The 12,344-nt window shown below is 50.7% G+C and carries 11 protein-coding genes; 8 read left to right on the plus strand and 3 right to left on the minus strand.

The window, feature by feature from the left end; all coding sequences use genetic code 11:
- Positions 1 to 14 precede the first annotated feature (14 nt).
- Positions 15 to 302 carry a 4a-hydroxytetrahydrobiopterin dehydratase gene (locus ACFPQ4_RS10945; protein WP_378111896.1) on the plus strand — a complete coding sequence of 96 codons (288 nt, stop codon included), beginning with the start codon at positions 15 to 17 and terminating at the stop codon, positions 300 to 302.
- A 76-nt stretch (positions 303 to 378) separates the two neighbouring features.
- On the plus strand, positions 379 to 2,115 hold the full coding sequence (locus tag ACFPQ4_RS10950; protein WP_378111897.1) for an ABC transporter ATP-binding protein: 1,737 nt from the start codon (positions 379 to 381) through the stop codon (positions 2,113 to 2,115).
- A gap of 140 nt (positions 2,116 to 2,255) precedes the next feature.
- On the opposite strand, the gene ACFPQ4_RS10955 is transcribed toward ACFPQ4_RS10950, so the two are convergent.
- Positions 2,256 to 2,459, minus strand: coding sequence for a DUF378 domain-containing protein (locus tag ACFPQ4_RS10955; protein ID WP_378111898.1), 204 nt, complete (start codon positions 2,457 to 2,459; stop codon positions 2,256 to 2,258).
- Positions 2,460 to 2,575: 116 nt separating this feature from the next.
- Positions 2,576 to 3,103, minus strand: a complete 528-nt coding sequence (locus ACFPQ4_RS10960; protein WP_378111899.1) for a GNAT family N-acetyltransferase — start codon at positions 3,101 to 3,103, stop codon at positions 2,576 to 2,578.
- A gap of 172 nt (positions 3,104 to 3,275) precedes the next feature.
- Between ACFPQ4_RS10960 and ACFPQ4_RS10965 the strand changes: the two genes are divergently transcribed.
- Positions 3,276 to 4,472 (plus strand): MFS transporter, encoded by a 1,197-nt coding sequence (locus ACFPQ4_RS10965; RefSeq protein WP_378111900.1) that lies wholly within the window; start codon positions 3,276 to 3,278, stop codon positions 4,470 to 4,472.
- A gap of 82 nt (positions 4,473 to 4,554) precedes the next feature.
- Entirely contained in the window at positions 4,555 to 5,274 is a 720-nt protein-coding gene (locus ACFPQ4_RS10970; RefSeq protein WP_378111901.1) for a YebC/PmpR family DNA-binding transcriptional regulator, read from the plus strand.
- 42 nt (positions 5,275 to 5,316) lie between these two features.
- Here the strand turns inward: ACFPQ4_RS10970 and ACFPQ4_RS10975 are convergent, their stop codons facing one another.
- Positions 5,317 to 7,998, minus strand: a complete 2,682-nt coding sequence (locus ACFPQ4_RS10975; RefSeq protein ID WP_378111902.1) for an RCC1 domain-containing protein — start codon at positions 7,996 to 7,998, stop codon at positions 5,317 to 5,319.
- A 672-nt stretch (positions 7,999 to 8,670) separates the two neighbouring features.
- Between ACFPQ4_RS10975 and ACFPQ4_RS10980 the strand changes: the two genes are divergently transcribed.
- The 4 genes from ACFPQ4_RS10980 to ACFPQ4_RS10995 all read left to right on the plus strand — a co-directional run bounded on the left by ACFPQ4_RS10980 (position 8,671) and on the right by ACFPQ4_RS10995 (position 11,997).
- A complete protein-coding gene (locus ACFPQ4_RS10980) occupies positions 8,671 to 9,531 on the plus strand; it encodes a sulfurtransferase (RefSeq protein ID WP_378111903.1) in 861 nt (286 codons plus the stop codon).
- Positions 9,532 to 10,146: 615 nt separating this feature from the next.
- Positions 10,147 to 10,707, plus strand: a complete 561-nt coding sequence (locus tag ACFPQ4_RS10985; RefSeq protein ID WP_378111904.1) for a hypothetical protein — start codon at positions 10,147 to 10,149, stop codon at positions 10,705 to 10,707.
- A 129-nt stretch (positions 10,708 to 10,836) separates the two neighbouring features.
- Complete coding sequence (locus ACFPQ4_RS10990) at positions 10,837 to 11,271, plus strand: hypothetical protein (RefSeq protein ID WP_378111905.1); 435 nt, start codon at positions 10,837 to 10,839, stop codon at positions 11,269 to 11,271.
- A 6-nt stretch (positions 11,272 to 11,277) separates the two neighbouring features.
- A complete protein-coding gene (locus ACFPQ4_RS10995; RefSeq protein ID WP_378111906.1) occupies positions 11,278 to 11,997 on the plus strand; it encodes a hypothetical protein in 720 nt (239 codons plus the stop codon).
- The last annotated feature ends 347 nt before the right edge of the window (positions 11,998 to 12,344 follow it).

Consider the following 12,344-nt stretch of genomic DNA (forward strand, 5'->3'; position numbering starts at 1 on the left):
AAGGAGTGTTAACGATGGCCAAGCACGAGCTATTAAGCGAGTCGGAGCTGCAGGAGGCGCTGCTGGATTTGCCGGGGTGGAAAGTCGAAGAGGACGGCAAGTGGATCGCGAGGAGATACATGTTCCCGACGTTCCCGGAAGCTATCGCGTTCGTGAACAAAGTGGCGGATATCGCGGAGGCACAGGTGCATCACCCGTTCATCTCCATCGACTTCCGGAAAGTGACGCTGCGGCTGACGACATGGCACTCGGGGGGTCTAACGCTTCTAGACATCCGCTCCGCAAAAGCTTACGATCAATAAAGCGGGTTCGCCGGCCTGAGGGCAGGGCGCGTATCCGCCAATCTTAACGATTGTTTTATGCACGGAGGCATACGCAATGATTCGTCGTTTTTTAACCTTTTATAAGCCGTACAAGAAGTTATTCATGCTCGATTTCAGCTGCGCGATCGTCGTGGCTTTGCTCGAGCTTGCGTTTCCGATGGGCGTCCGATGGATGATCGACACGTTGCTGCCGACAGGCGAATGGGGCAAGGTGACTTGGGTGTGCGCGTCGTTGCTCGCCCTCTATTTGCTTAGCATGGGCTTGCAATTCGTCGTGAGCTATTGGGGTCATATGCTCGGCATCAACATCGAGACGGACATGCGCCGGAAGCTGTACGAGCACGTGCAGAAGCTATCGTTCCGGTTCTTCGACAATACGAAGACGGGGCAGATCATGAGCCGCATGACGAACGATCTGTTCGATCTCGGGGAGATGGCGCATCACGGGCCGGAGGATTTGTTCATCGCGCTGATGACGCTGGTCGGCGTGTTCGGCATCATGTTCATGGTGAACTGGGAGCTCGCGCTCATTACGTTCATCGTCGTGCCGTTCCTGGCGTGGATTATCGTCTACTTTAACCAGAAGCTGAATAACGCGGCTACACAAATGTTCGTGCAGATCGCCGAAGTGAACGCGCGCGTCGAAGACAGCATCTCGGGCATTCGCGTCGTGAAGTCGTTCGGCAACGAAAGCTTCGAGCTGGGGCGCTTCACCGAGCAAAATCGCGGGTTCCGTCTGGCGAAGCTGCGGTCGTATTTTACGATTTCGTTCACTTCGGCGAGCATCTACATGCTGACGCGGTTCATCACGGTCGTCGTACTCGTGTTCGGCGCGTGGTTCGCGTACCAGGGCAAGCTGAGTTACGGCGCTCTGGTCGGCTTCTTGCTGTACGTGAATATTTTTCTTAAGCCGATCGAGAAAATCAATGCGTTATTGGAGCTGTACCCGAGAGGAATGGCGGGCTTTGCCCGTTATTGCGAGCTGATGGATACGGAGCCGGACGTGAAGGATGCGCCGGATGCGATCGTGGCGTCGCGCCTTAGAGGGGATATCGCGTTCGAGCGGGTGACGTTCGGGTACGAAAATCATTCGCACGTGCTCAAGGGTGTCGACCTGCGGGTGCGAGCGGGCGAGACGGTGGCGCTAGTCGGTCCGTCCGGGGCGGGGAAATCGACGTTGTGCAGCTTGATTCCGCGATTTTATGAGATCGATGACGGCTCGATAACGATCGACGGCATCGACATTCGGCATATGACGCAGCATTCGTTGCGCAGCCAGATCGGGATCGTGCAGCAGGACGTCTTCTTGTTCAACGGCACGATTCGCGAAAATATCGTCTACGGACGGTTAGGTTCCACGGAAGAGGAAATTTGGGATGCCGCGCGCAAAGCGAGCCTGGAGCAAATGCTTAAGGCGTTGCCGGAAGGGCTCGATACGTTCATCGGCGAACGCGGACTGAAGCTGTCCGGCGGGCAACGGCAGCGGTTGTCGATCGCGCGGATTTTCTTGAAGAACCCGCCGATCCTGATCTTGGACGAAGCCACGTCGGCGCTCGACACCGAGACGGAATCGCTCATCCAGCAAGCGCTGGAAGAGCTGTCGCACAACCGGACGACGCTTATTATCGCGCATCGCTTGGCGACGATCCGCCATGCGGATCGCATTATCGTCGTGACGGAAGAGGGCATCGAGGAAGACGGCACGCACGAGGAGCTGATCGTCGCGGGAGGCGCGTACGCGCGTCTGCACGGAGCGCAGTTCGCGGGCACGACGGTTCCTTTGCCGGTCTAGGACTGGCGCGCGGCAATACTGCGAAACCGAGGAGATGAGCGGAAAAGCCGCTTATCCACCTAAGCTCGCCGGTTTCTGCCACAACTATAAACCATTAGAAAGCCGCCGGGGGGATCCCCCGGCGGCTTCTTCGTGCCCCTTTAGTCTTCTTTGGCAATCTTGGCTAGCGCTGCGAGCGACAAAATCGCCGCGACGCCGACGACGGTGTAGACGATCCGCGCCCCCGTCTCTTCCGTGCCGTCGAAAATTTCGCTGACGACATCGTACTTAAACAGACCGACCGATAACCAATTGAGACCGCCGAGAATCGTGACAATCAAGCTGACTAGATTTAGCGCCTTCACTTTGCGGAACTGCCTCCTTTACGGGGTTGGATTAACACCCTGATAGGGCTACACTTCCTAACGCTATCCAGCAGATTCTGGTTGGCCACTATACATTTATGACGCGGGATTGGCGGTTATGCCTGCTTCGTTGGCTTCCATACCATGCAGTAAATATTAACGATGCCGTGCGTCGCTCTCCGCGAATAGTAGTCGGTGATGACGAATCCGGCCTTCTCGTAGGCGCGATTCGCTCGTTTGTTCCAATGCTCGACCTCGAGATCGATCTCCGCTCCCGGTTTGCGGCGGGTAGCTTCTTGAATCGCGAGTTGGATGAGTTGCTTGCCGAGACCGCGGTCGCATAGATCGGGGCGTAAGCCGACGCCAAGGCGAATCGCACGATCGAGCGCGAAGAGTTGGATGTACCCGACGAGCACGCCTTCGGCGTCTCGGACGGATAGATATTGCTCGCGGCGGATGTCTGGGTCGGCGAGCTCGCGGCCTTCCCGCAGCATGTCCGCCCAGGCGGGCCAGCGGTAGACGTCGTATGGCGCAGGGTAACGCCACTCGCTGACGGCTTGCGCCTCTTCTTCGGTCATTTTGCACAATTGCATATGTAAATCGTTCGCTCCGGAATTCGTAGGGGGATCGTTCTCTTGATGCACGCGGGATCTCTCCTTATTTTCGGGACGCTGGCGTCCCCGGGGAATAAGCTCTTCTAGTATACAGGATTGGATAGAGATACGACATAATGGTGCATAGTTGGGCGGATGCGGGCCGTGGTATGATGGGGTGACGCAATAGGATCGCTTCATGGCGGAAGGGGAAATGATTAGGATGACTCGGCTTATCTTCTTGGCCTGTATTACTTTCATAGTGGTCGGCTTAGGCCAATTGGTCGTCGGCGCGGTTATGGAGCCGATGGTTCACGCATATGGCATCAATTACGGAGCTGGCGGACAGCTCGTTATGCACCAATTCCTCGGCGGGATGTTCGGCGTTATGCTGACCCCGTGGTTGATCGGTAAAATAGGTAAAAAGAAGCTGCTGCTCTCGGCGCTCGTCATTATGACGGTTGCGGAAGCGGTGTACGTCAGTCAGCCTCCTTGGGCTTTGATGCTGACGGCGGGGCCTTTTGCAGGGTTCGGATTCGGTACGACGGAGGCGGTCGTCGCCTCGTTCATCATCGGTGCGGCCGGGGCTAACGCGAACGTGGCGATGAGCCGGGTCGAGGTGTCGTTCGGCGTCGGCGCGTTGCTCATGCCGTTCGTGGGCGCGTGGTTCATCTCGGAAGGACATTGGGTTATGGGGTTCGCGGTCGTCAGCGTGCTGGCGGCAATGACGTTGGTAATGTGGCTTGTAAGGTGGCCAACCGTGCTGGATCAGCCGATTAGCCAGCATGCCGAAGAAGCCGCAGCCAAAGAGCGGAGCACGAGAAGCCGCGGCCGAATCGTCGCGATCTTATTCGGAGGCGCGCTGTTCTTCTTGGTGTACGTCGGCTTCGAGATGAGTTTCGTTCACTATTTGCCGTCGTTGCTCGTGCAGAACAATGGGCTAGCGGAGTCCACGGCGTCCCTATCGCTTGGCGCATATTGGGGAGCAATGGTGCTTGGTCGGTTAGTATCCGGTCATGCGGCGGATCGGTGGGGCAACGGGACGTACATGATGGTAACGTGCGTGTCGTGCGCGGTTCTATTCGCGTTCATGGGCGGCGTAGAGCAGGTGACGGGGACTTTCGTGCTGACGTTCTTCATCGGACTTGCGATGTCGGGGATGTACGCGGTCGCAATCGTCTTCGTCAATCGGGCCGTGCCAGGCATGTCCGAGAAGATCACGAGCCTTATGATGGTATTCGGCGGGATCGGCGGAGCGCTTATGCCGAAGCTGACGGGCTGGTTCCTCGACGAGCACGGCGCGGATGCGACGCGGTGGTTGTTCGCCGTTCTAGCGGCTATAATGTTAATCGTGATTATCGTCGCGTTGGTGCTGGCGCAGCCTTCTAAGCGAAGAGTGGAAGCGCAGCAGGTGGCGTAAATGCGCGACTAATGAGAAAATAAAGTATCGAATATAGGGTGAAAGGCTTCACTCGATAACAGGAAAGTAGGCAGATCAGATCATGGGACGCAAGTGGAACAATATTAAAGAAAGAAAAGCTTCGAAGGATGCCAATACGAGCCGTATCTACGCCAAGTTTGGCGTCGAAATCTATGTAGCCGCCAAGAAGGGCGAACCGGATCCGGAATCGAACCGCGCGCTGAAAGTCGTTCTCGAACGGGCGAAAACATACAATGTTCCGAAAGCGATCATCGATCGTGCCCTTGAGAAGGCTAAAGGCAGCGGGAATGAGACTTACTTCGAGCTTCGCTATGAAGGCTTCGGCCCGAACGGCTCGATGATTATCGTAGACGCGCTTACGAATAACGTTAATCGTACCGCATCCGACGTTCGCTCCGCGTACAATAAGAACGGCGGAAGCATGGGTGTCAACGGTTCGGTCGCGTACATGTTCGACTCAACTGCCGTATTCGGCCTAACGGGCAAATCGGCCGACGAAGTTATGGAGCTGCTGATCGAGGCAGATGCGGACGTACGCGATGTTTTCGAGGAAGACGACGCGGTCATCGTCTACGCGGCACCGGACCAATTCCATGCCGTTCAGGAAGCTTTCAAGCGCGCGGGCGTTACCGAGTTTACGACTGCGGAGATCGTCATGCTGCCTCAGACCAACGTAACGCTTCCGGAAGAGGGACAAGCCCAGTTCGATAAATTGATCGACGCGCTGGAGGACTTGGAAGACGTCCAGCAGGTTTACCATAACGTCGAGTTTGAGGATTAAACCTAAACAAAAACAACCGCGATCGCTCGCGGTTGTTTTTGTTTATTTGCCGATTTTCTGAAGCTGCGCTTCAGCCTTTTTCTTAATATCCGCATTGCCCGTCTTCGCCGCTTTCGTCAACGCGTAAGTCGCCAAGTCCTTCGAATCTTCGTTCTGACTGAATAGAACCCCGACGTCGTAATATTGCTCCGCTGTCGTTAGCGCGCTTAGTAAGAGGTACGGATCGGAATCCGCGAGCGTAGCGTAGCCATTAATTCGATCTTCGCGATCGATATGGCGCGAAGCGTAAACGGCGTAGAAGATGTCCGCATATTCGTTGTACTTAACGGCTTTGTCTACTTTCCCTTTAGCTTCTTTGAGCAGATTCGAGTCGTTCAGCAAGGTGGCCGCATCCACTAACGCCATTGCATACTGCAAGTAGGTGCCGGCCGAAGGCGATTTCTTGATTAGTTTGTCGTATTCGCCGCGCACGCCCTTCAGCAGGTTGTTTTTCGACGTCGAAAGGGATGTCGTCGCTTTATCCAACTGCTTCTTGGCTGCCGTCAGCTTGCCGTTGACCCCGTTGAGTTTACTGGCGATATTAGCAGGCGGAGGCCCGAAAATATAAATCGGAACCGTTTGGCCGAACAGCCCTTTTCCGGTTGTTTTGCCTAAGTAATAATGTACGCCGCCGACATATTGGCCGAAAGCCAATTTGCTTTTGTCCGGATTCTTGATGACGATGTTCGACGATTTGGTTAGGAAGCCGGGAGCGCTTACTCCGGACACGTTGACGGGGTACGTATAGCCCCAGACATCGTGCGGGTCGTCTTCCTTGATCTCGCCGAAAACATAGAAGGCAGGAACCGTCGCCATAACGGAATTGACGGCGGACTTCGCTTTGTCGTAAGCGGCCGCTTGCTTCTTATATTCGCTTGCCGCGTTCTGATAAGCGGTCGTCAGCTTCTTCTCGCTATCCGAAACCGTGCGCGTGACGGGCTCGCCGTATACGACGGTGCTAGTAGTTGCGCCGGTTAAGGCTTGTACGGATTTTAACGGTACCATAAGCTTGGAGCCGATCAATTGCGGCGCCGCCGGCAGTTGAACGGTCTCTCCGTTCAACAAGGCCTGTTGGCTACCTGCCACGAGCGACGCTTTGCCATTCAAATCGAGTGCCGCGAGTAGCGAGGGGGCCGGGATATAGAGTACCCCGTCTTTAGTGACCGCTTCTTCCGTCGAGCCGAGCAAACGGCCGTTAACGACGATCATTTTACCTTTTACGGCAACGGTACCTGATTGAACATTAAGCGTAAAAGAGCGCTTATGCTGCCCGTCCGAAGAAGTTACCGTAATCTCGATCGGATGCAAGTTAGCGCCTGCCGTCGGGATACTCATGCTGTCGCCTTGCAGCGGCTTCCCGTCTACGGCGATCGAAGCATTCGGATTGACGGCGGTACTCTTAATCGTGAACGTCTTGCCGGTAGCCGTAAGCTTATAATCGTTGATCACCGCACTATAGGCCGGCTCAAGATTAGCCCCCTCGACGATAAAGCCCGACAAGTCGATATTCCCGGCATCGAACGGACCGCTCGTCAGCTCGGTCAAGGGTGCGGGAGAAAGCCGATTGATGCCCCAACTCATAATTTGATCGTCCGCCGTAAAGACGACATTCGTATTTCCCGTCACTTGCAATGAAGTTACGCGACCGATGCCCTGCACTTGCTGAGGCTCAATTCGGTCTCTGTCCTTAACAAACCCATTTCCTGTATTATAATGATTTTGCGTGCCATCCCCTAATTGACCGTAATCGTTATTTCCCCACGTCCATACGGTGCCGTCATTTTTAAGCGCCGCAACGTGATCTTCTCCTGCTGCTACGGCCGTAACCCCGTTAAGTCCTTCAACCTTAAAGGGGGTAAGATGCTCGTCCGGAGCGTTGTAGGAGTCCGATCCCCACTTCCAGACGTTTCCGTTGACGTCCAGCGCATAGGAGCCATAGGTATTCGAAGCGACCTGTTTGATCGGGGGCAGCCCTAGGACTTGTGCCGGTGTCTTACGATCATGATTTTTGGTGATATTCATCAGGCTGGAGTCCAGCGATGATATCGTGCCATCGCCAAGTTGACCGTAGGTATTCCTTCCCCACGCCCAAACCGTGCCGTCTTTTTTCAAAGCCAGTACGTTATTGGAACCCTTCGCTAGATCTACGATATCCGAAAGCTCCTGAATCTTAGCCGGAGTATAGTAATCGGAAACTATGTTGCTGTAGGTGCTGCCGAAGTTACCCCAAACCCAGACCGTGCCATCGCGCTTCAATGCTACGTCTTCACCGGCTAATTTTGCGATGTCCGTCAAGCCGTCTACACGCGTGAAGGTTTGCTCGACCATTTCGGCGATGTTGTCCGGCGTTCTCCATCCATCGGATTTCCATACCGTTCCGTCTTGTTTCAACAGGATAATGGAATCGATCCCCCGGACGATTTGCTCCGCTCCATCTATATGAAGCAGCTTCGTCGGAGGCGTAGGCTCCTTGCCCTCCTCTTCTCCCCAAGTCCATACGGAACCGTCGGTTTGAATAGCGAGAGGGTATCCGTACAAATTTATCGATTTCCACTTCTCGGTCAGCTTAGGCGATGCGCCGTTCGCTCCGTCTGCAAATACGCTAATCGGCATTGCCACCGTTAAAACCACGATCATTGCGACCGTTAATACCGTGCGCAAATAGGAACCCATTGTTGTTCTCAAAGCCCAGCTACCCCCATCGATGTCTTGGTATGATTTCAGCCATACTCTCTTTTCGACACGAGGAAACATTAATATCTTACAAATAATGGGGTAATGGTATCTAAAGATACGCTAAAAAACGTAAACAAAAATAAGAGTCCCGCTTATCAACGATAACCGGAACTCTTATTAACCGTAATCATTCGTATTCAATTGTTGAGCAACTCCGTTTCTTCATGATCCGCGTATCCTCGCCTTTCGAGTTTGGCTTAGCGTTCGTGTCGTACTTTCTTCATTTTCTTCCGGCGCTTGTCCTGTTCGTCCTCCCGTGTTGTTGGTTTGCAGAGCTGCCATCTTTCGGATACCCGCGTGTCCGCCAAGCGTCTGGGTGGTTCACGTTTTGCCTCGCTTAGTTCAATGGGCTATCCCCTCTCTGGTGTGAGTGTATTGCGTTGTTGGTGTTGCTTGTTTTACTGGCTTAAGCATACTCCATCCGCCTAATTGAGTAAATATTCAGAATATTTAATTAGGTGTGAAATAGGCGAGATTAGGCTAGGAATTCACGCTCATTCGACATTTCTCGCAGTCTTTCTAATCGCTTCATATGTTGCAATGTGAGTGCTTACCAAAGTGGCATTAAGGCGTAATTAATGAGAAAATAGGGGAATGAGTATAGATGAGGGGGCCTCCTACATGCAAAATGTCGTACCTATGAAGTGGTTGTTCGCAAGATTGTACGAGCCGGATATCGTCATCGTCGATTGCCGGTTCCAACTAGGCAAGCCGGATGCGGGACGCGAAGCTTACGAGGAGTCGCACATTCCGGGCGCGGTGTATCTCGATCTCGAGAAGGACCTATCCGCGCCGATCGAAGAGCACGGCGGCCGTCATCCGTTGCCGGATATCGCTGAGCTAACGGCGACGTTAAGCCGCGCGGGCATCGGTAACGCCACGCGCGTCGTAGCTTATGACGACCAAGGCGGAGCGATGGCTTCGCGCTTGTGGTGGTTGCTCAAGTATCTTGGGCAAGAGCAAGTGTTCGTTATGGACGAGGGCTTCTCGGCTTGGAAAGCTGCCGGCTTGCTCGTAAACGCGGAGCAAAAGGTGCTAATTCCGGCGCCGTTCCTGGCTTCGGTGCAGCATAACATGCTGGTCGAAGTGGAAGAAGTGCAAGAGATCGTGGCAGCCGCTGACGGTTCGGTCGTTCTGATCGACTCCCGCGAAGCCCCGCGCTACCGCGGCGAGGTCGAGCCGATCGATAAGGTCGCCGGCCACATCCCGGGCGCGATTAATCGCTTCTGGAAAGATGCGCTTGGTGAGAATGGTGGGTGGAAGGACGCGGAGGGGCAGGCTGCAAGGTTTGCTGATCTGCCTCGCGACAAGTCGCTAGTCGTCTATTGCGGGTCTGGCGTGACGGCTACGCCGAATGTTCTAGCTTTGCAGGAAGCGGGATTTAGTAAGGTGAAGCTTTATGCGGGTAGTTGGAGTGATTGGATTTCATACGTGGATAACCCCATCGCAATTGGAGACGAAGCGGAACGGAAATACGGATAACAGTACTTACTTGATGAATACATCGCCATGCAGATTATATGCCCTGGCGATGTATTTTTTAATGTGCAAAATCAACACGGAGTCAACACTCGTTTCCTGAAAGTATTTACAGCGTGGATTGAACCAAACATGCGCTCGTATGCTTCATAATGCGCTGTATATACAAAAGAAGGACCAGGAAAGCCACCAACTTACGGTATGCGCCCGGCCTAATGCGTTATTAATGAAGGTTCGTCTGACCCAAGTCAACAACAACAGATATTTGGTATTTGATTCAACAACAAGTCAACGAGCAGGCTGAGGAGCGGCAATCGTCGCGATTAGTCCTATGATGTATTTTAAGTGGGAATAAGGGCATACTGACAGTCATACTTATATATAAAGATTTTTTTGTGGAACATAATATTTATTCGTTACAAGAAGGAGTTTCCTTCCTGTTGTCGTAACTAATATTTTAAGTACATAACAAAGTGATCTTTAAATGAGAACAAGTATTTTCTTGCCATATACTGTTTAATTCTGTATAGTGAAGTTTAATCTCTCTCTGAACGGGTAAAAATCGGACTCGAGATCTAGGGTCTAAATATAGAATCATGAACTTGGAGGATTCTCGATATGAATATCCGGGTTTGGTTTGGTGTCGACGTTAATTATGACCAAGAAACTCTCTTCAACAAGAGCTTGGACAGTTTATTAACATTATACGCTAAAGCCTTGACTCAATACTTTCATCTAGAAATGATTAATAATGTAAGCGAGTTAATCACTGTGACAAAGACTAAAGAATTAGATATAGGTCGAAGAATGTTTTTGGATTGGCTTGAAAATGCTGGGCTTATTGAAATTAAAGAAACTATTACATACACTTCTGTATCCAGAGATAATAATATTATCAATGAAATCGAGTATGAATACTATTTGTTAGAAGACGAGATGGTGTACGAACCAAACGAAATACGCGCGTTATTAATTAGAGTAGTTATGGGCCTATTCCCTCGTGTAAAAAAAATTGCGGAATATGAGTTTTCGTCATTTCTTGTAAAAATGGTTTTTTCAACGTTTGAGCCGTCTGTTGCTTTTGCTACTCGTAATACATGGATGCCAAAAGTAGATTCACAATATGACGTTGTCTACGATGACAAAGAAATTACTAGACCTATCAGGCCGTGCGCATAAGTTAACTATAATAAAGAGGAAGGCTGCTACAATATGCAGTCTTCTTTTTGTTTATTATTTGAAAATGAAGGAATATCTCCCTTGTTGTCGAATTAGTCGTTGGAACTTTATATAAGGGGAGAGAAACAAATGCCGGAATTATGGAAGAATTATGAAATAGTGCGGTATAGTACTCAATTAATAGATGTTAGATTATTCTCGTTATCATGCGCATTTAAAGAGACACAGGACGAATCACCGCCTCTCTCAGTAAATCTCAGTAATCATTATGAATTTTCGGCTGTTACTGAAAATGATATTGATATTTTTCTTAATGTTACGTTAGATGGGCCATTTAGTATGAATGTCATTTACCAAGGAATGTGTAGAATTCAAGAAGACCAAGAATTCGACAAAGAGCAATTTGCCGAATCTGTGCAAGATCTGATTGTTCCATTTTTGCTGCCATATGCAAGGGAATGTATTGCAAATACGCTTGCTAGGATGCAACTTCCGATTTACACCATGCCCACGATTGATATTCTCCAAACCTTGTTGGCCAATCATCAAGAGTCTGGGGAGTGACATGGATTGCCTAACATTAAATTTCGTGAATTAGATTACAGACAGGACTTTGAGACTGACATACTGGAGATTGCTGATCATTTTAAAGTTAAAAGGAAATATTTTTTCGCGTTCACTGCTCTCATTCATGAATCCAGCAGGTGGAATTCCGGTAATCTTGAACAAGGCTTAAACAGATGGGAAATCAGGTTTTTAAGAGCCGGTGGTATTGAAAAGGTAGTTGTTATGGTGAGGGAAGCGTTTAATAAGTGTACAACAACAGATAAAATCAAGAAATTGAGAGGGGCAATCGTTGAAGCCATTTTGATTGCGAGCCACGGGGGGAGTGGACGGTTAAACGATCCCACGAATTACGGCTGGGGTGCTTCTGTTTTTATTGGATCTAGTCCAGATGCACATCAGGTAGGTTACGAGTGTGATGATCAATGTGGTTCTTTTACAGGAGATACGTGTGGAACCCGATATACAGTAGACGTCGGGGACTGGAATGGTTACCATGCAAAATTATATGAATGCAAAGCACATCCAGATAGTATTAAATGTAAGGATGTTGAGTTTCTAAGGAAACTAAGTAACGAGCTACAGTCTCATAGGGTGAGTCATGAAATCTTTTTTGTTAGTATCGTAGATAAAGAAGAAATAGAAATAAAATTGAGAGAATATAATGCTCCTAGCTTTTTCAAGTCATGTGGTAGAAGAGAATTGGAGGCAATGATACCTGCATAGACAGGAATTTATCAACGGACTAAAATGTTTCATAAACCGACAGCTGGAGTGATTGGATTTCGTACAGTGACAACCCAATTGCCACCGGGGATGAGGAGAAGGCTTGAGCGAACATATAGTATGTGATTCGAAGTACATTGCTTTTGTGGCAATGTACTTCTTTATGTTGTGCTCAGGAACGCCGAAGTCAACACGGAGTCAACAATCGGCTACTGAAAGTACTTTCATTAAAATAATGCGCTGAGCGTGCATAGTCATAACTAAGTATTTTCTAAGGAGTGTTGTTAGAGCTAGCGTAATTCGTCCAGCACTAGACGGTGTTAGTTGTCCACGAATTGACGGGAAAA

The sequence above is a fragment of the Cohnella yongneupensis genome (assembly GCF_042655785.1).
Classification (GTDB): Bacteria; Bacillota; Bacilli; order Paenibacillales; family Paenibacillaceae; genus Cohnella; species Cohnella yongneupensis.

Coding starts and splice junctions, on each gene's coding strand:
- ACFPQ4_RS10945 (WP_378111896.1), top strand. CDS start 15: ATGGCCAAGCACGAGCTATTAAGCGAGTCGGAGCTGCAGGAGGCGCTG.
- ACFPQ4_RS10950 (WP_378111897.1), top strand. CDS start 379: ATGATTCGTCGTTTTTTAACCTTTTATAAGCCGTACAAGAAGTTATTC.
- ACFPQ4_RS10965 (WP_378111900.1), top strand. CDS start 3,276: ATGACTCGGCTTATCTTCTTGGCCTGTATTACTTTCATAGTGGTCGGC.
- ACFPQ4_RS10970 (WP_378111901.1), top strand. CDS start 4,555: ATGGGACGCAAGTGGAACAATATTAAAGAAAGAAAAGCTTCGAAGGAT.
- ACFPQ4_RS10980 (WP_378111903.1), top strand. CDS start 8,671: ATGCAAAATGTCGTACCTATGAAGTGGTTGTTCGCAAGATTGTACGAG.
- ACFPQ4_RS10985 (WP_378111904.1), top strand. CDS start 10,147: ATGAATATCCGGGTTTGGTTTGGTGTCGACGTTAATTATGACCAAGAA.
- ACFPQ4_RS10990 (WP_378111905.1), top strand. CDS start 10,837: ATGCCGGAATTATGGAAGAATTATGAAATAGTGCGGTATAGTACTCAA.